The organism is Variovorax sp. RKNM96 (assembly GCF_017161115.1).
Classification (GTDB): Bacteria; Pseudomonadota; Gammaproteobacteria; order Burkholderiales; family Burkholderiaceae_C; genus Variovorax.
The window spans coordinates 2789850-2808281 of record NZ_CP046508.1 but is presented as its reverse complement, the minus strand read 5'-3'; the positions used below and the strand labels follow the sequence as shown (position 1 = coordinate 2808281).

The following is an 18432-nucleotide window of genomic DNA, read 5'->3' as shown; positions in this document are numbered from 1 at the left end:
TCGGCACCATTCCATTCTGCCAGCCAGCCTTGCGGGTTGTTCCGGTCTTACCCCAAGACGCCCTGCGTCATCCGCTTGGAAGCATCAGTACTCGGATGCGAGCAGGACGGTCGTATAGCTCCGGTCCCACTCGGTGATGACGTAGACTTTGACTCCACCGATTTCGTAAGCCGAAAGTAGACGCAATCCATTGCGCACGGCCTGGTCGTTGAGCTTGCGATCCTCGGCATGGATGTCACCCCAATCCCCGTGGGCATGCCGCCCAATCAGATAGATCGGCATCGTGTGATGTTCTCCGAGGTGCTTGAGAGCAGATGGTGTGGCAAGAAGACGGCCGATATCGAACAGCATAGGAGCCTTTCATAACGAAAGGCGCACGGTCTGACGGCAACGGTGAACTGGCAACCGCGCATGCGGGATCAATCTGAAAAGGTGTGCCTCAGATGACAGCGAGCTGGTTGGCTGGCAGACTAGGGAAATGGACCTTGATCAGATTGCCCGGCTTACCAGTATTTCGGACTGCGAGCAGCTAGCTAAAAATGCTGGCGGGGAAAGACCAGACTTGGCGACGGCAGCACGCAAGCGCCTTATCGAACTGCGAGCATCTGAGTACGGTGCGCAGTCTGAAGCGGAGCTGGAATGCTTGAAGGCGCTCTATGCGTACGAAGAAGTACTTCGTAGCAAGCATGGTAGACGGCAGCCAGCAGCTTACACACGACGGATGTTTAAAGCGCAGGGTGTGTTACAGGCCGTCGATAGCCTAGTGTCGAAGAAGAAGGAAACCGTGGGCTTTTCTGCGCTTCTGGGAGTAGGGCTGCAGGACTACGCTTTTGAAGCTGTGGTCGCGCGATACCCGAGCTTGTTTTCTTCAGAGGCTGTTCTCCAGTCCAAAGCTAGATTGAGCACTTGGATGGTAGGCTGAGATCACAGCGCCGCTTCTCTCAAAGCTCCTGATCTAGCCTTGGGAAGCGAAGGAAACTGCGGGAGGTGGTGCATCGGCTCGTGACTGGGCCGACTCTTGGGGAGGGTTGTCGGTCAGACCACCTTTGTCATGTCGATAAATACAGCCAGGAGGCGATACGACATGAACAACACCACACCCTGGAACCGACTGCAAGCCGTGCTCGACACGATGTTCGGCTTCACCCAACGAACGAGATCGACCGTCAAGGTCATCAAGCAAGGCTTTGACAACGTCAAACAGGAGCATGTCGTCCTCATTGAGTACAGAGCGCATGTGAAGCCACCGGGAGTGATGGCGACTGATCAGAAGCCATCGAAGCCGACCGAGCGCGCACCGATGGAATCGATCCGTGAGCTATTCGCTCACGACAAACGGCTGAGCTGAGCCAGCTCAGCCGCTGCGCCACTTTGAAGACCGTCCCACGAATCTGTCTACTGGGCAACGCATCGATGTGATCGAGACAGAGGCCATGGCCCACCCAAAAATCCCTGTACCCCAAAAATTGGGTCACCGCAGATAAGTGGTTCATGCTTTGTCTATATAAAAAATAAAACTGTTATCTCCGGGGCTCAGTTTTTCACCCCCATGTGGGGCCCCGTACCGTCCGGATTTGGGAGGCCCAAACGTCGATTTAATCGGTGGATTTACCCGGGGAAAACCCACTGACCCACCGGGACTACCTACCGAAATGACCCACCGTGGAAAGAGGGTCAAAAATCGATGGAAAGGAAGGTTCGGATCGTCCGGGCGTGACGACGATGAAGACCTTGAGGCTGGTTTCGGTGAGACCTGGTGCTGGTCCCCGAAACGGTCGAAGTGGAGAGGTTTCGACGGTGAGGTGAGTTCACATGCGGAGCATGTGATGACGAGTCGAATCGTCGGCCCGAAGGCACCCGTTGGGAAGCTGCCGTTCTGCCATTGAACTACACCCGCGTTGGCAACCCGTTGATTTCAAACGAGTTGTCGACCCAAGCGCCGGATTCTACAGAGGAACGAAGAGCGCTCGACTCCAGCCTCTTGCCGCATGACATGGCCATGCCGCCATGACGCGCTGCCATTCGGCTGCCGCAGACCCAACCACTTTCCGCATATCGAAGCACGTTTTCGTTCGTTAACGAAAGAAGCGTCGCTGCCTAGCATCCGGCCTCATTCAACCGGTCATAACAGGTCAGCCGCATGTCTTCCGCCAAGGCGCTCGAGCCCATCGCCTTTTCACCCGTTCCGCTCTATACGCAGGTGCGCGAAACGCTGCGCGAGCGCATCCTCGATGGCAGCTACCCGCCGCACGCGCAACTGCCTTCGGAGAGCGAGATGGTCGCGCTCTTCAAGGTCAGCCGCATCACGGTGCGGCAGGCGCTGAGCGACCTGCAGCGCGAGAACCTGATCTTCAAGATTCCAGGCAAGGGCACCTTCGTCGCCAAGCCCAAGGCGTTCCAGCACCTGGGCCAGCTCGAAGGCTTTGCCGAGTCGATGGGCCGCATGGGCTACGAAATCCGCAACCAGGTCACCAGCCACAAGACCGTGCCCGCCTCGCCGCGCGTGGCGCAGCGCCTGGGCCTGGCCGAGGGCTCGCCGGTCGCGCAGATCAAGCGCGTGCGCCATCTCAACCGCGCCCCGGTGTCCTACGAGGTGACCTACCTGCCCCACGCCATCGGCGAGCGGCTGCGGCAGGCGGACCTCGCCGGGCGCGACATCTTCCTGATCCTGGAGAACGACTACGGCATCGCGCTCGGCCACGCCGACCTGCAGATCGACGCGATGCTCGCCGACGAGCTGCTCGCGCGTTCGCTGAGCGTGCCCGAAGGCACCGCGGTGCTGCGCGTGGAGCGCCTCACCCACACCGCCGAGGGCGCGCCGCTCGATTTCGAAGACCTGTATTTCCGCGGCGATGCGTTCCAGCACCGGCTTCGCATCGCCCGCAGCCACCCGACCAAGGACATCCCATGAACATCATCACCCGCACCGTCGACGTGCTGGTCATCGGCGGCGGCACGGCCGGCCCGATGGCCGCCGTCAAGGCCAAGGAAGCCAACCCCAAGCTCGAAGTGCTGCTGCTGGAGAAAGCCAACGTCAAGCGCAGCGGCGCCATCTCGATGGGGATGGACGGCCTGAACAACGCGGTCGTGCCCGGCTTCGCCACGCCCGAGCAGTACGTGAAAGAGATCACCACCGCCAACGACGGCATCGTCAACCAGAAGACGGTGATGGCCTATGCACGCAACAGCTACTCGATGATCGAGGAGCTCGACCGCTGGGGCGTGAAGTTCGAGAAGGACGAGACCGGCGACTACGCGATGCGCAAGGTCCACCACATGGGCACCTACGTGCTGCCGATGCCCGAAGGCCACAACATCAAGAACGTGCTGTACCGGCGCCTGAAGCGCACGCGCGTGGAGATGTCGCAGCGCCTGGTGGTCACGCGCCTGCTGACGGCCGCCGACGGCAGCATCGCGGGCGCGATGGCCTTCGACTGCCGCACGGCCGAGTTCCACGTGATCCGCGCGAAGTCGGTGGTGCTCGCCACGGGCGCGGCCGGACGGCTCGGGCTGCCCGCCTCCGGCTACCTCTTCGGCACCTACGAGAACCCGACCAACGCCGGCGACGGCTACAGCATGGCCTACCACGCGGGCGCCGAGCTCTCGGGCATCGAGTGCTTCCAGATCAACCCGCTCATCAAGGACTACAACGGCCCCGCCTGCGCCTACGTGACCGGCCCCTTCGGCGGCCACACCACCAACAACAAGGGCGAGCGCTTCATCGAGTGCGACTACTGGAGCGGCCAGATGATGATGGAGTTCTACAACGAGCTCCAGGGCGGCAACGGCCCGGTGTTCCTCAAGCTGAGCCACCTGGCCGAAGAGACCATCGCCACCATCGAGCAGATCCTGCACACCAACGAGCGCCCGAGCCGCGGGCGCTTTCATGCAGGGCGCGGCACCGACTACCGCGAGCAGATGGTGGAGATGCACATCTCCGAGATCGGCCTGTGCAGCGGCCACTCGGCCTCGGGCGTGTGGGTGGACGAGCATGCGCGCACGACCGTGCGAGGCCTGCACGCTGCTGGCGACCTGGCCTGCGTGCCGCACAACTACATGCTCGGCGCCTTCGTCTACGGCCGCCTCGCCGGTGAAAGCGCCGCGCGGCATTGCGCGGAAACCGAACTGCCCGCGCTCGACGAAGAACAGGTCGCACGCGAGCACGCCCGCGTCAGCGCACCGCTTCTGCGCGAGGGTGGCCTGCCGCCCGCGCAGGTCGAATACAAGCTGCGCCGCATGGTCAACGATTACCTGCAGCCGCCCAAGGTCACGCGCAAGATGGAGATCGGTCTCTCGCGCTTCGAGCAGATCCACGAAGACTTGGAACAGCTCGCCGCCCCCGGCCCGCACGAGCTGATGCGCGCGATGGAAGTGCATGCGATCCGCGATTGCGCCGAGATGGCCGCGCGCGCCTCGCTCTACCGCACCGAAAGCCGCTGGGGCCTCTACCACCACCGCGTGGACTTTCCCGAGCGCAACGACCGCGACTGGTTCTGCCATACGCAGCTGCAAAAGCAGGGCGATGCCATGGTGAGCTTCAAGCGCCCCGTCGATCCGTACATCGTGCCGCTCGATGCGCACGAGATGTCCGCCTACCAGCACCTGCGCGTGCCCGCCGCCGTCCGCGAGCCGGTCGCGGCCTGACACCTCCCGCCCCAACAAAAAAAAGAGAACCCCACATGCCCCTCGCCTTCAACCCCACCAGCGTGCCCGTGCGCATCGACGACGACAAGTGCATCGCCCACAAGGGCTGCACCGTCTGCGTGGACGTCTGCCCGCTCGACGTGCTCGCCATCGACCTCAGCAAGGGCAAGGCCTACATGAAGTTCGACGAGTGCTGGTACTGCATGCCTTGCGAGAAGGACTGCCCTACCGGCGCGGTCACCGTCGACATCCCCTACCTGCTGCGCTGAGCCACGCGCCCTCCCCGCATTTCAACCCGGAGCATCACGATGAAAACCCAGAGAACCCTGGCGCTGTGGAGCGCGACCCTCGGCCTGCTGCTGACGCTGCCCGCAGCGCAGGCCGAGACCATCCGCATCGCCATCGGCACGCAGGACACCACCATCAACTGCGCCACCGGCGGCCTCCTGATTCGCGAGCTGAAGCTGCTCGAGAAATACCTGCCGCGCACCGGCAAGTACAAGGACGCGCAATACCAGATCGAGTGGAAGAACTTCACCTCCGGCGCGCCACTGACCAACGAGATGGTCGCGGGCAAGCTGGACTTGGGCTCGATGGCCGACTTTCCGGGCGGCTTCAACGGCGCGGCCTTCCAGAAGGCGGGGCGCAAGAGCATCTTCATCACCGTGCTTTCCGGCAGCACAACGGGCAGTGGCAACGGCATCGTCGTGCCGAAGGATTCGAAGGTGCAGTCGCTCGCCGAACTCAAGGGCAAGACCATCTCGGTGCCCTTCGCCTCGACCTCGCACGGCATGCTGCTGCGCGCGATCCAGGCGCAGGGCTGGGATCCGCTGAAGGACGTGAATATCACCACGCAGGCCCCTGAAGTGGCCGGCCCCGCGCTGCAGGCCGGCAAGGTCGAGGCGCATGCGGACTTCGTGCCCTTCGCCGAACTCTTTCCGTACCGCGGCTTCGCCCGCAAGATCTACGACGGCTCGCAGGCCAACGCCCCCACCTTCCACGGCAGCCTGGTCGACGAGGAGTATGCGAAGAAGTACCCCGAGGTCGTCACCGCCTACCTGCGCGCCGCGCTGGAAGCCGACCGCCTCGTGGCCGCCGAACCCGAGAAATACAGCGAGCTGATCGCCAAGGTCACGGGCATCGAGGCCGAGGTCAACTACCTGTTCCACGGCCCGCTCGGCCTGCAGACGCGCGACCTGAGCTGGAAGCCCGAGTACCGCCAGGCGGTGAAGACATCGCTCGACACGCTGCGCCTCTTGAAGCGCACCGACAACGACATCGACGCCAACGCCTTCGTGCAGGACGGCTACATCCGCACCGCCTTCAAGGAAGCCGGCCTGGACTACGACAAGCAACTGAAGAACTATGCCCGCGCCCCGCTGGCGGCGAAGGATGCAGCGACCGGCAAGCCCATCACCGACGTGAGCCGCGTGGCCCAGGTGTGGGTGGCCGGCGAGCCGCTGGTGCGCCACTACGCCTCGCCCGAGAACGCACTGGGCGACCTGCAGAAGCTGGAGAAGGCGGGCAAGAAGGCGCGCGTGGTCTATGCGCAGGACCGCAACAGCGGCAACAAGCTGCTGGCCGCCGATGCGTGGTTCGTGCTTGGCGCCAAGGGCGAGGTCGATGCCTTCCTGCTCAAGGACCAGGCCGAGGGCTGGGCCGCGAAGAACGGCGGCAAGGTGCAGGACTTCGCCGGCGTGCGCGCCGCGCTGGCCGGCTGACGCCCTCCCCGTTCAGCGAACCTCACCATGGCCAGCTCCTTGAACGACAAGCTGCCGCGCGCCACGTGGCGCATCGCCGCGCTGCTCCTGTGCGTGCTTGCATGGCACCTCGCCACGCGCGAGCGCACGAACCTGGGCTTCATCACCTTCCAGAACGTGCCGCCGCCGCGCGAGGTGGCCGAGTCCGCATGGTCGCTGGTGCAGTCGCCGCTGGTGCTGCAGCACCTTTCGGCGAGCCTGCGCCGCGTGTTCATCGGCTTCGGGCTCGCGGCCGTGACGGGCGTGGCGCTGGGCCTCGCGATCGGCCGCGCCCGCTGGGCCGAAGACACGCTGCTGCCGCCGCTCGAAGTGTTGCGGCCGATTCCCGCGGTCGCGTGGATTCCGCTGGCCATCCTGATGTTTCCGTCGTCCGAAGCTTCGATGGTGTTCATCACATTCATCGGCGCGCTCTTCCCCGTGCTGCTCAACACCGTGCACGGCGTGGAGGCGGTGGATGCGCGCCTCGTCGCCTCGGCGCGCAGCCTGGGCGCGGGCCGTTTCGCGGTGTTCCGCGAGGTGATCCTGCCGGGCGCGCTGCCGAGCGTCGTCACGGGTCTTGCCATCGGCATGGGCACCGCGTGGTTCTGCCTCGTCACGGCCGAGATGATCTCGGGCCAGTTCGGCATCGGCTACTACACGTGGATGTCGTACACGATCCAGAACTACGCCGACATCGTGGTGGGCATGCTCTTCATCGGCGTGCTCGGCATGGGCAGCAGCGCGCTGGTGCGGTGGATCGGCCAGTCGCTGATGCCATGGCGCGCGGTGCAGGAGAAACGCGCATGAAGGCCGATGTGCAGACCGGCCGCATCGCCATCGACGACCTGCGCGTGCGCCTCGGCCAGGGCGCGCAGGCCTTCGATGCGGTGCAGGACATCACGCTCCACGTCGAGCCCGGCGAGTTCGTCTGCCTGCTCGGGCCTTCGGGCTGCGGCAAGTCGACGCTGCTCGGCGCACTCGCCGGCCACCTGACGCCTGCGAGCGGCGTGATCCACGTCGACGGCGAGCCCGTTCGCGGACCGCATCCCGACCGCGGCCTCGTCTTCCAGCACCACACGCTCTTCCCCTGGAAGAAGGTGCTCGACAACGTCGCCTTCGGCCTGAAGATGCAGGGCGTCGGCCGCCGCGAGCGCCATGTGCGCGCGCACGAGATGCTGCGGCTCGTGGGCCTGGACGACTTCGCAGCCTTCTACCCCTCGCAGCTTTCGGGCGGCATGCAGCAGCGCGTGGAGATCGCGCGGGTGCTCATCAACCATCCGCGCGTGATGCTGATGGACGAGCCCTTCGGCGCGCTCGACGCCCAGACGCGGCTGATGATGCAGCGCCAGCTGCTCGACGCGTGGGCGCGCGTGCGCACCACCATCGTCTTCATCACGCACGACATCGACGAGGCGCTGTTCCTCGGCGACCGGGTGCTCGTGATGGGGCCGCGGCCGGGCCGCATCGTGGCCGAGTTCGCGCTCGGCTTTCCCCGGCCGCGCGATCCGTCGCTGGTCACCTCTTCCGAATTCACCGCGCTCAAGCGGCGCTGCCTGCAGTTGCTGCATCCGCATGCGGACGCCAGCGAACCGCTGGAACGCCTCACGCCGCTCGGCACCGCCCCCACCGCTGCGCAACTGCGCTTCGCCATCTAGACAAACAAAGAATGACTTCCTCGCTCCTCGACGACCCCGAACTGCAAGCCATTGCCGAACGCCTCGCCTCGCCCGATGCCGAAGTGCGCCGCATCGCCGTGATGGACCTGGGCGACCTGTCCGACGAGACGCACACGCCGCTGCTGGTCGCCGCCCTTCGCGACGACACGCCGGCCGTGCGCGCCGCCGCCGCGCTGGCGCTTGAAACCATGGAGAACCAGTCCGCCGTCGAAGGGCTGGCGCGGGCGCTCGACGACGCCGATGCGCAAGTGCGCGAAGCCGCCGCCCACAGCCTGGCCGAACTGAAGGTGCCCGCATCGGCCGCCTGGCTGCTGCCGCATGCGGACACCGGCCCCGCGCGGGTGCGCGCCGCCGTGCTGCGCGCATTGCGAGAGCTGCGCGTGCCCGCCAGCGCCGGGCCTGCGTTGGCGGTGCTGCAGGAACCGCGCGCCGCGCAGGGCTCCGCCGACGCCATCGCCCTGCGCCGCGAAGCCATCGGCGTGCTCGGCTATCTGAAACATGCACCCGCGCTGCCTGCGCTGGCCGGCCTTGCCGCCTCGGACCCGGTGGACGAAGTGCGCCGCGCAGCCGTGGGCGCGCTGGCCTTTGCGGCGGGCGATGCAGAGGCGCGCATCGCGCTGGAAACCGCGCTGCGCGACGCGAGCTGGCAGGTGCGCGAAGAAGCCGCCACCGCGCTCGGCAAACTGCAGCAGCCTGCCGCGACCGCCGCGCTGCTGGTGGCGCTGAACGACGACTACTGGCAGGTGCGCCTGCGTGCGGCCCGCAGCCTGGGGCGGCTGCGCAGCGCGGAGAGCGTCACGCAACTGCTCGCGACGCTGGGCCACAGCATCAGCAACCTGCGCAAGGAAGCCGCGCTGGCGCTGGGCGATATCGGCGATGCAGGGGCGCTACCCGCACTCGAACTTGCCGCGGATGACCCGGATCCCGAAGTGCGCAAATCGGCCCGGCTGGCCATCGCGCAGATCGGCAAGGCGGCCCATGGCGCCTGAGTCCATCGTCGATCACCGCGCGCGGGGTGCGCTGGAGTTTTGCTGGGGCAATGGGGAGCGGTATCTGGCTACGTACCAGTTGCTGCGGGCCAATTGCCCTTGTGCAGATTGCAAGGTGCTGCGTGCGGCTGGGGGCGATGGCGATGCGGGTGACGTGCAGCTCGCGGACATACAGCCGGTGGGGGCTTATGGGGTGCAGTTCGTGTTCAGCGATGGCCACGACCGGGGGATTTTTCCTTGGGGTTTTTTGAAGGAGTTGCTGGAGGAACGTGCGCGACCGGCAATCCCGGTTTGAGCAGATCGTGGTCTTGCGCCGAGGACCAGCCTTCGGCGTTCGGCCGGAACCAGTCTCTCGGAAGCAGACAGTCAGACAAACTCTCCGAAGCTTCCCACCTGATCGCCATTCGGGTCGAGTGCGCGCACCAGCCATAGTTCGTACCAGTCCAGAAAGCTCAACGGCCTGCGGGTCTCGGGGTGAAGAATCGGCATCGCGCAGGCCTGCTCGTGGCTGTACCACCAGACCTGCCCGGCGGCGGCGCCTCGAAGAATCAGGAGGTTGTACATGCCATGCCCTTCGTTCGCGAGGAAGGTCATGCCGCGGTAGATGCGAGCGATGTTCCGCGACCGCTCTGCGTCCGCGCCCTCAGGGACAGCTGCGCAGGGGTTCTCAGCGGTGAACGGGAAATCGGCGGCGTGGTCGATCACAGCGTTTTCGGCCTCCTTGGCCAGTGGAAACACGCCCAGCATGGGGCCGGCGCCGCCGTCGCTCACCAAAGTCAGCCATTCGCGGTATTCCAATGGCAGACGGGTGCCGAGCTGGCGCTCGAATGCAGCGAGCTCCTCGGGATTCACGGGCGCGGCGAGCGCGTAGCGATGCACGGCTGCACCGTGGATCCTGCACCGGTAGCCGACCACTTCGCGGTCGCCGAGGTCGATGATGGTGGTCTTCAGGTCCGCCGCCTTCAGGCGGTCAAGTTCAGAGCGGATCCTGGCGATCCGATTTGCCAACGAGAAGTCCATGTCTGTGTCCTGATGATGGTGCCGTTCGAGACGGTATCGAGAGTGGTTTTTAGCCTATTGGTGACGGCGATGCGACCGGCTGCAGTCGGTCAGGAGCCAACGCTCGCGTGACGGGGCTTGCTGTCTGCTTCAGACTGGGTACGGTCGTTCACCGTTCTAAAGCGAATGTCAGCGGCTGCCGGAACCGGTCATTGACCTTCCTCGTGCGAAGCGATTCCCCTCGCTACCGACAACTCTCAGTCGGAATCTGTAGCCAGCCGGTCGGCTCAAGAGGGAATGACCTTGGTCTTCGTGCAAAACTCCGTCACCAATCGACCTACGTCATAACGCCACGCGCCAGTCCGACTGACGAGGAGTTTTCCTTAGAGCTTGTGCCCCTTGAGCAGGGGGCATTGCGGCCAAAGCGGATCGAGTATGAGCGTGTGGACTTTTGCTCGCGTGATGCCGACTCGAAGCACACGTCGGCTTTTGGGATACGGGGCATTGTCGCCTCGCCAAACGAAAGATGATTCGACGGCAGGGCCGGTCCGACGAGCTTCGCGGACGAGGATGACTCCGTCGAACTGCTTGCCCTTGGCCTTGTGGAAATTCATGACTTGCAAGCCCATCTGCGGCTCCACGCCGTCGAGGATTTGCTCCTGTGCGAGAGCCAAGTCGAGGGCGGTGCGGGCATTGGTGTAGGCGCCGTCGCGAAGCCATTCATCAGAGAGGGCAGCCGAGATGCGATGTCCCCGACGGAACGCCACCAAGAAGTCCAACTGCGCGGCGACCCGCGTGAGTTCGTCTTGATTGGTCGCCCGCAGCTCATGTTTGACCGTGAGCCAGTCCTCGGCGGGATCGCCGCTGAAATCGTTGACTGCCAAGCCTGAAATCAGGCCGCGCAGCGCGTTGGCGATGTTGATGTTCAGGGCCTTGCCACCCTTGATTTTGTTGGCCTGCTCCAAGAGTTTGGCGACTTCCTTCCGGCCCTGTCCCGTCGCGCGCCTCGCGGCGGCGATCATTTCCATACTGGTGGCGACATCGGCCTCCAGTTGGGCGAGGTCCTTGGGTTCCAGCAGAAAGGCCGCGAAACGGGCTGACAGCAGCGCTTCGGCCTCGTCGAACAGCAGCTTGTGCCGAACCGGCTTCCCGACATTGGCCCCCAACGCGTTGAGGGCGTTGGACATCTTCAACGCACTGCGGTTGTTGGTGACCAGTATCGCGACCGTCTCCACCTTCTTGTCGCTCTGAGCCCGAATCGATTTCAAGAGCTCCCCGAGGGCTCGGCGCAGCAGATGATTCCAGTTCGGCGGTGGCTTCTCGGGGCGGTAGGTAAGGGCGGATACGCCCTTGTAGGGCGCGCCGCGTGGCTTGGCCGTCAGGATGTCATTGCCGAACGCCAAGATTTCGGAGTCCGGGCTGCGGTGGTTCTGCGTCCCAAGGTCGATCTCGTGCGGCTTCAACGCCTCCCGGATGGCGATCACGCGCTCCGGGCCGACGCCTGGCAGGTAGTCGAAGATTTGCTGCTCGAGGTCTGCCAGGCACAGCACCTGCGTGTGTGGCGCGAGCATCTGGATGCACTGCCACGCGTATTGGCCGGTGTCCTGGGCCTCGTCCACGATGATGATGGGATGCCGATGGGCGATCGACACCAAAAGATGCGAGCTGCGAGCCAACAGAGCTGTCGCATTGGGCGCGAACAGATCGAACGCGATCCGCCCCTCTTCGCGAAACAGCCGCTCACGCTCGACGAGCCACTCGTCCCAGCCATCGTCTTCGTCGTCGAGGCCGCCCGACAGGGCCTTCTCGTCGTGTGGCAGCAAGATCGAGAGCCTATGCGGTGCCCCAAGCAGGTAGGCGTGGGCTTTGAGGATGTCCCAGAAGAACGAATGGAACGTCTGGATGGAGAGCTGCTCCTGTTCGGCTTTGGTGGACTCGAGCTTGGCGGCATCCAAGATGCGCGCCACTGCCGCCCGCGAGAAGCTCAGGAACAAGGCCGACTGACCCGGAAGCATGCCGTCGCGAATCCGCTTGACCGCCTTGCGCAGCGCGAGCGTCGTCTTGCCGCTGCCGGGGCCGCCGATGACCAAGGCATGGCCCTCGCAAGCCATGACGCTTTCGCGCAGCTTGCAAGGCTCGTTCATGGAGCTGCAGCAGCAGCAGCAGCCGGTTCGGGTGGTGCTTCATCGCCGTCGTCGATCGGGGGTGGAGGTGGGAACAGTGCGAACACTGATGCCAGAAACTTCGTCACCGTGGCCGGCAGCTCGTGGAGCTCGCACTCCTCGAACAGGCGCGCCGACCAGCCGGCGCCCTTGTTGCCGCCGAGGGCTTCTTTGGCGATGGCCTTGACCGCGTCGTCGTTCGGGCGCACGTCGGGTATGGCAACGTTGCCGTTCTCATCATTGGCTTTTAGGCCCGACAGGAAGGACCACAGCCGATCCACGGGCACCTCCGCCACGACGAGGTCTTCGAAGCCCTTGTAGGCGTGCTCGACATTGATTTCGAAGTTGTCCGCCAGAGCCTGCGCCTGCTCGGCCTTGCGCTTCTTTTTGTAGTCAAGGTCATAGAAGGCGAAGGTGCGTAGCCCCAGCGTCTTGAAGAACTTTCCGAACTTGGGCATGTTCGACTCGCCATCAGCGTCGAAGAAGGCCACACCCGCGATGTCCAGCGGCTGCAAGTTGGGATCGCTCTCTTCCATACGCCGTGCGACGACGGGCATCGCATGCAACTCGGTAACGCCTTCGACGACGATGGCTGCTCGTCCCAGCATGCATTCAGACAGGCCGGAGCGAGAGAAGCGCTTGTAGTCGTTGTCTTTGAGGCCGGTGGCGTCGGAGACCTTTCGCGCCGTGACCACGCCGGCATTGCGAGCCAGCAGCAGTGTCTTGGATGGCTCGAACTTCTCGATCACGAATGGCGAGTGGGAGGTCACGAAGGCCTGCGTCGTCTTGGTCAGCAGGTATTGGGCGATGCGTCGCTGGGTGTGCGGCGGCACCGCGATCTCGGGCTCCTCCATGGCGAAGATGACCGTGTCGGGCTTGAGGTCGGCGATGAAGGAGAGCAGCGCGAGCACCAGCGTGTTGATGGTGCCCGTGCCGGCGTGGGGGAATGGGACGTGTCCTTGATCCGCCGACAGCGCCAAGAAGAACGTCATCGTCTTGCGCAGATGCTCACGCGTGAGCTCCGAGACATGCAGCTTGGTGGCGTTGCCGGGCGACTCCAATGCGATGTAGCGGGCCAGCCGCCTCTCCACGGATCGCAGAACCGGCGCGATCTCGGCCGCGTCGGCTTCGATGTCGAGGCCGCGCAGGCGCTCGATGGTCTTCTCCCAAAGGCTGGTGCGCACGCCCTTGGTCCGCAGGATGATGTCGAGAAGCGACCCACGCTCCAGGCTCAGCGCCCGCGAGCCGGTCCGCAACGCCCGCAGGTAGAGGAAGCCAAACAGCCGCTTGATCGGCTTGGGAACCTTGGTCAGCTCCCCGGGGGGAGCGTCGGGACTATGGGAGAAGTAGTTGCGGGCCTCGAACTCGTCTTCCTCGGGGTTGTATTGGCCGATGGTCTCGATCCGAAGACAGGGGACGGCGTGGGGTGGATTGGCGGCGTCGGCCTCTCCCGGCCCGAGCAGTCTTTGCTCGGCAACATGCCAGAACTCGATGTTGCCGCCGCACTTGGCTCCGATCTCGGCGCCGGGTTCGATGAGGACCGCCTCGATCCGAAGCGGAATCGGCACCCGCTCCGCACCTTCTTCTGCGGCAGGGGCCAAGTATTCAGCGTTGTAGAAGTCGAACTCATCGACCGGAGGGAAGCGGTTGAGCCGGTCCGGTCCCAAGACCAGGTCGAGTGCTTCGCAGAGTGTGCTCTTGCCGACATTGTTGGAGCCCACCATCAAGGTGTGCCCGTCGAACAGGAGCTCAGCCGACTTGATGCCGCGAAAATTCGAGATGGTCAGCCGTACAACCTTCATGTCGTCTCCCGTATTGGCGTAAGCCTTAGTTTGATAGTGTGGTGGTCATCATAAAGAGGCGCGCATGGCTTCGTGCTCCAAGGCGAAACCTATCTGGTGAAGGCCAAGTGGCAGGAGGCGCCGACCGGCGTGGCCGACCTGCACACGTTCCACGGCAAGCTCGAACCAACGGCGGCGTGGACGCGCGGCCCGTTCGTCAGCAACAGCGGTCTCACCGAAGACGGCCTTGCCGCCTTCGGCAAGGGCAAGTGCGTGGTCTGCATGGACGGCCTCGACCTCTAGGAAACGCACAGCTGCGAGCTGCCGCTCAACCACGTCCTTGAAAGCAAGGTGCGCAGTGCCGCAGAGACCGGCCTGCCGTTTGCGCGCGTGCGCGACCTCTTTCCAACATAACCACATAGGGAGTGATCACCCCCAGGTGGTTCAGATCTAGTGCGGTGTGATGAGGCAGTTCTGCATCGGCGTCGACACCGTCTGCTCGAGCCAGCCTGGAACGGCCGCTTTGTGGCAGTCAGCGTCAGTTGATCTCACAGCAACGACTGACAGCAACCGCTGCAAGACGGACGCTCGCAACCTACGTTCCAACGTGAGCTTTTGGAGCTCCCAAAGCTGCCTCTGATCTGCACCGCCAGTCTCGCGGAAATGGCTCGTCTTGATGATTGGCTTGGCGCAGCACGCCCATCATCGATGCTCGCGCGGCGCTTCGACAAGCTCAGCGTGAACGGATTGCGGGTTCATCTTGATCTCAATCGCCGTTCGTAGCGGAGGTCACGCGGGCTGCAAAGGCAAACACACTCGCGTAGCTATACTGCGCCCCGTCACGTCAAAACAGGCGTGACCGGGATTGGCCTCCCATTGAAATCACTGCGACGCAAGCCGCAGTCACCCCCGCAGGGTCTGCGGCTTCGTCACTCTTGCTTCCTGTTTAGGCGGCTCGATGGGCGGGCGCAAGCCCGGCCGGTTTCACGCAAGTGGTTTCCCGGTAGGCCAACCCGTCGAGCCGCCGCCTCCGATTGGCCTCGGGTGCGTCGGTTTCAGCAAACCGAAACCCTTGGAGGCCATGCATGGCTGACGTTCCCCCGTTCCCCGAACCCTTCGACACCGACAGCGCCGCATTGCTCGCGCTGCGGGCCTGCGACGACATCGACAGCCTGCACGACGTGCGGCTCGCCTATGCGTGCATCGAGAAACTCGTCGTTCCGCAGCACCCGGGCGACTCGGAAGATGTCCACCCCATCCGCACCGAACTGAGCGCGCTGATGCGGCTGGTGAACGAGGAGTTGCAGCGCCGCATCGAGACGACCGAGGCCACGATGCAGTCGCTGCGTCTGGCGGTGGACAAAGTCAGCGCGGTGCCGTGCTGAGGTCTTCGACCGTCGGCTGGGCGCTGCTGCGATCCACGCACTGAACCCGGCAGCCTCAACGCCCCAGGATCAACACCCCGAGCAGTACCGCCGACGCGATGGCCAGCAACGCCGTGGTCGCCTGCCAGAAACGCACGGGGTGCCGCTCGATCAGCGGTGGCAGGCGTGGGCGAAGAAACGCCTGGCCCGGTGCCCGCAGATCGTGCGCGAGTTCGGACACGGCCTCCTGGCGTTTCAACGGATTCGGATGCAGCGCCTTCTGCAGCACCGCATCGACCCACTCGGGCAGGTCGGGCCGCAGATGGCGCATCGGCACATAGCGGAGCCGGTTCACGTCGGCAGGCGACCGCACCCGCGACACGTGCAGCCCATACGGCAACTGGCCCGTGAGCATCTGGTAGACGATCACCGCCATCGAGAACAGATCGGACCTCGCGCTGCCGCCATGTCCGGTGAAGTACTCGGGCGCCGTGTACTGCAGCGTGCCGGTGATGGCGAGCGGCCTGCCCTCGCCCGCCCCATCGGCGAGCCCCGCCACATGGGTCGTCGCAAGGTCGATGATCCGCACGGTGCCGGTGCGGTCGATCATCACGTTCTCGGGGCGCACGTCCTGGTGCAGCATCTCCTTGCCGTGCAGCGCCTGCAGCCCGCTCGCGAGCTGCTCGGCGATGCGGCGCACGCTGTCGAGCGACGGCCGGGGGTTGTCGACCATCCATTGCGCCAGCGTCTGGCCATCGACGTATTCCATGGCGACGTACAGGTGGCCGCGCGTGCGGTCGATGGCGCTCGCCTTGAGCACATGCACGTTGTCGATGCGCCGCGCCACCCACTCCTCGAGCACGAAGCGGTCGAGGTACTCCGAGTCGTCGCGCAGGTCGACCGACGGGAGCTTGAGCACCACCTGCTGCCCGCTCGAATCGTCCACGGCCAGGTGAACGTGGCTGCGCGAACTCACATGCAGTTCGCGCACGAGCGTGAAGCCTTCGAAGCGCGCGCGAGGCGCAAGCGGCGGCGCGATGGCGAGGCCCTCGCGCTGCAATGGGAGCGGAGCGGCGTCGGCGGCCGGCAGTTCGTCGACGCGCACGAGCTGCACCGTGCAATCGTCGTCGCTGCCGCGGGCTCGCGCGGCCTCCATGAGCAGACGCGCGACTTCGTCGAAGTCATCGCCGCAGCGCGCGATCGCATCGTGCACCGCAGCGGCGTCGAGGTGGGCATAGGCGCCGTCCGTGGCCAGCAGGTAGACCTCGCCCACCTCCGCCTCCCAGCAGCGGTAGTCGATCTCCACGTTCGGCCCCGCGCCCAGCGCGCGCCCGAGGTACGACTCGACCGACGACAGGTGCACGCGGTGGTCTTCGGTGAGCTGCTCCAGCCCGTTCGGATGCAGGCGGTGGATGCGCGCATCGCCCACGTGCAGCATGTGCACGTCGCGGCCCTTGAAGATCAACGCGCTGAAGGTGCAGACGTAGCCGCTGTCCTTGTCGAAGCGCGCGTCGCTGCGCATCGTCTGCGCGTGCAGCCACGAGTTGGTGGCGCTCAGCACCCGCTGGGCCGCGCGGCGCACCGACCACGCATCGGAGGTGGCGTAGTAGTCGTCCAGAAAGCCCCGCACGGCCGCAGCGCTCGCTACCTGGCTCACGCGGCTGGAGCCGATGCCATCCGCAAGCGCGACCGCGATGCCCTTGGACATGCGCAGCGTTCCCTCGGGGAGCATTGCGCCGTGGAAGTCCTGGTTCACCGCGCCCGGCTTGGCCAGCGAGTGCTGGCCGAGCGTCACGCGCAGCGCCTTCTGCGTGGGCATCAGCATCGAAGCGATGCGTGTGCGTCGGAGTGGCCCGTGCTCAGCTGGCCTTGCGCTTGGGCGCCGTCTTGTAGTGCGTCGAGTACAGCGTCAGCCCCACGAAGGTCAGGCCGCCGACGAGGTTGCCGATGACGGTGGGAATCTCGTTCCAGATCAGGTAGTCCATCAGCGTGAACTTGCCGCCCAGCAACAGGCCGGTGGGGAACAGGAACATGTTGACGATCGAGTGTTCGAAGCCCATGTAGAAGAACACCATCACCGGCATCCACATGCCGATGGCCTTGCCCGAGACGGTGGTGGACATCATGGCCGCGACCACGCCGGTGGAGACCATCCAGTTGCACATCACGCCGCGGATGAACAGCGTCAGCATGCCGGCGGCGCCGTGCGCGGCATAGCCCACGGTGCGGCCTTCGCCGATGTGGCCGAGCTTCTCGCCGATGGCGTTGGGCGCCTCGCTGAAACCGAAGGTGAAGATGATCGCCATGAACACCGCCACCGTGAGCGCGCCCGCGAAGTTGCCGACGAACACCAGGCTCCAGTTGCGCATGACGCCGCCCCAGGTGGCGCCGGGGCGCTTGTCGAGCACCGCGAGCGGCGCGAGCGTGAAGACGCCGGTCAGCAGGTCGAAGCCCAGCAGGTACAGCATGATGAAGCCGACCGGGAACAGCATCGCGCCCACCAGCGCATTGCCGGTGTTCACGGTGATGGACACGGCAAAGGCCGCGGCGAGCGCCAGGATGGCGCCGGCCATGTAGGAGCGGATGAGCGTGTCGCGCGTGGACATCAGCAGCTTGGATTCGCCGGCATCGACCATCTTGGTCACGAACTCGGCGGGGGCTAGATAGGCCATCGGGATTCCTTGAGAAAGCAGAGAAAAGATTGAAGCGTCGAAGGTGCGCGGCTCAGCCCAGCGCGACGAACACGCGGCCTTCGTCCACGCGCACCGCATGGGCGCGCACCGAGTACTCGGGCGCCTCCAGGCATTCGCCGCTGCGCAGGTCGAAGTGGTTCTTGTAGAGCGGCGAGGCAACGACGATGCGGTCGCCCAGGCTGCCCACCAGTCCGCGCGACAGCACGCTGGCACCGGCCTTCGGATCGACGTTGTCGATGGCATACAGGGCCTGCTCGCGGCCCACGCTGAAGATCGCGACATGCACGCCCTCCACCAGCGCGCAGACGCCGGTGTCAGGAAGGATGTCGCTGGCCGCGCACACGGCGGTCCATTGGAGGGTGTCGGTGGTCATCTGGAATCTCCT

19 protein-coding genes are annotated in these 18432 nt (G+C 64.9%); 12 read left to right on the top strand and 7 right to left on the bottom strand.

The window, feature by feature from the left end; translation table 11 throughout:
* Nucleotides 1-84: 84 nt before the first annotated feature.
* Nucleotides 85-351 (bottom strand): hypothetical protein, encoded by a 267-nt coding sequence (locus GNX71_RS12940; protein WP_241027254.1) that lies wholly within the window; start codon nt 349-351, stop codon nt 85-87.
* 127 nt (nt 352-478) lie between these two features.
* Here GNX71_RS12940 and GNX71_RS12935 point away from each other — a divergent pair, with 127 nt between their 5' ends.
* The 10 genes from GNX71_RS12935 (at nt 479) to GNX71_RS12890 (ending at nt 9343) form a co-directional block, all read left to right on the top strand.
* Nucleotides 479-922, top strand: coding sequence for a hypothetical protein (locus tag GNX71_RS12935; RefSeq protein ID WP_206178685.1), 444 nt, complete (start codon nt 479-481; stop codon nt 920-922).
* Nucleotides 923-1084: 162 nt separating this feature from the next.
* Complete coding sequence (locus GNX71_RS12930) at nt 1085-1348, top strand: hypothetical protein (protein WP_206178684.1); 264 nt, start codon at nt 1085-1087, stop codon at nt 1346-1348.
* 792 nt (nt 1349-2140) lie between these two features.
* Nucleotides 2141-2911: a GntR family transcriptional regulator gene (locus GNX71_RS12925; protein ID WP_206178683.1), complete on the top strand. Its 771-nt coding sequence runs from the start codon at nt 2141-2143 to the stop codon at nt 2909-2911.
* Entirely contained in the window at nt 2908-4644 is a 1737-nt protein-coding gene (locus GNX71_RS12920) for a fumarate reductase/succinate dehydrogenase flavoprotein subunit (protein WP_206178682.1), read from the top strand. Before GNX71_RS12925 ends, GNX71_RS12920 begins: the two co-directional genes overlap by 4 nt.
* 35 nt (nt 4645-4679) lie before the next feature.
* The gene (locus GNX71_RS12915) at nt 4680-4913 is read left to right on the top strand and encodes a ferredoxin family protein (RefSeq protein WP_093433491.1); all 234 of its coding nucleotides are present in this window, start codon (nt 4680-4682) and stop codon (nt 4911-4913) included.
* A gap of 39 nt (nt 4914-4952) precedes the next feature.
* The gene (locus tag GNX71_RS12910; RefSeq protein WP_206178681.1) at nt 4953-6365 is read left to right on the top strand and encodes an ABC transporter substrate-binding protein; all 1413 of its coding nucleotides are present in this window, start codon (nt 4953-4955) and stop codon (nt 6363-6365) included.
* A gap of 27 nt (nt 6366-6392) precedes the next feature.
* On the top strand, nt 6393-7190 hold the full coding sequence (locus tag GNX71_RS12905) for an ABC transporter permease (protein ID WP_206178680.1): 798 nt from the start codon (nt 6393-6395) through the stop codon (nt 7188-7190).
* Nucleotides 7187-8038: an ABC transporter ATP-binding protein gene (locus tag GNX71_RS12900; protein ID WP_206178679.1), complete on the top strand. Its 852-nt coding sequence runs from the start codon at nt 7187-7189 to the stop codon at nt 8036-8038. Before GNX71_RS12905 ends, GNX71_RS12900 begins: the two co-directional genes overlap by 4 nt.
* 11 nt (nt 8039-8049) lie before the next feature.
* Nucleotides 8050-9048 (top strand): HEAT repeat domain-containing protein, encoded by a 999-nt coding sequence (locus GNX71_RS12895; RefSeq protein ID WP_206178678.1) that lies wholly within the window; start codon nt 8050-8052, stop codon nt 9046-9048.
* A complete protein-coding gene (locus GNX71_RS12890) occupies nt 9038-9343 on the top strand; it encodes a gamma-butyrobetaine hydroxylase-like domain-containing protein (RefSeq protein WP_206178677.1) in 306 nt (101 codons plus the stop codon). Before GNX71_RS12895 ends, GNX71_RS12890 begins: the two co-directional genes overlap by 11 nt.
* A 71-nt stretch (nt 9344-9414) precedes the next feature.
* On the opposite strand, the gene GNX71_RS12885 is transcribed toward GNX71_RS12890, so the two are convergent.
* The 3 genes from GNX71_RS12885 to GNX71_RS12875 all read right to left on the bottom strand — a co-directional run bounded on the left by GNX71_RS12885 (nt 9415) and on the right by GNX71_RS12875 (nt 14011).
* Nucleotides 9415-10068, bottom strand: coding sequence for an SMI1/KNR4 family protein (locus tag GNX71_RS12885; protein WP_206178676.1), 654 nt, complete (start codon nt 10066-10068; stop codon nt 9415-9417).
* A gap of 362 nt (nt 10069-10430) precedes the next feature.
* Complete coding sequence (locus GNX71_RS12880) at nt 10431-12191, bottom strand: ATP-dependent helicase (RefSeq protein ID WP_206178675.1); 1761 nt, start codon at nt 12189-12191, stop codon at nt 10431-10433.
* On the bottom strand, nt 12188-14011 hold the full coding sequence (locus tag GNX71_RS12875; RefSeq protein WP_206178674.1) for an AAA family ATPase: 1824 nt from the start codon (nt 14009-14011) through the stop codon (nt 12188-12190). The genes GNX71_RS12880 and GNX71_RS12875 overlap by 4 nt, the downstream gene beginning before the upstream one ends.
* Nucleotides 14012-14083: 72 nt before the next feature.
* On the opposite strand from GNX71_RS12875, the gene GNX71_RS33500 reads away from it, so the two are divergent.
* The gene (locus GNX71_RS33500) at nt 14084-14293 is read left to right on the top strand and encodes a restriction endonuclease (protein ID WP_241027253.1); all 210 of its coding nucleotides are present in this window, start codon (nt 14084-14086) and stop codon (nt 14291-14293) included.
* A 782-nt stretch (nt 14294-15075) separates the two neighbouring features.
* The gene (locus tag GNX71_RS12865) at nt 15076-15375 is read left to right on the top strand and encodes a hypothetical protein (protein WP_206178673.1); all 300 of its coding nucleotides are present in this window, start codon (nt 15076-15078) and stop codon (nt 15373-15375) included.
* 55 nt (nt 15376-15430) lie between these two features.
* Here GNX71_RS12865 and GNX71_RS12860 read toward each other — a convergent pair whose 3' ends face one another.
* The 3 genes from GNX71_RS12860 to nirD are packed head-to-tail and all read right to left on the bottom strand — an operon-like array spanning nt 15431 to nt 18420.
* A complete protein-coding gene (locus GNX71_RS12860; RefSeq protein WP_206178672.1) occupies nt 15431-17179 on the bottom strand; it encodes a bifunctional protein-serine/threonine kinase/phosphatase in 1749 nt (582 codons plus the stop codon).
* Between the two features lie 34 nt (nt 17180-17213).
* Nucleotides 17214-18026: a formate/nitrite transporter family protein gene (locus GNX71_RS12855; RefSeq protein ID WP_013540903.1), complete on the bottom strand. Its 813-nt coding sequence runs from the start codon at nt 18024-18026 to the stop codon at nt 17214-17216.
* Between the two features lie 52 nt (nt 18027-18078).
* Nucleotides 18079-18420 carry a nitrite reductase small subunit NirD gene (nirD, locus tag GNX71_RS12850; protein ID WP_206178671.1) on the bottom strand — a complete coding sequence of 114 codons (342 nt, stop codon included), beginning with the start codon at nt 18418-18420 and terminating at the stop codon, nt 18079-18081.
* Nucleotides 18421-18432 lie beyond the last annotated feature (12 nt).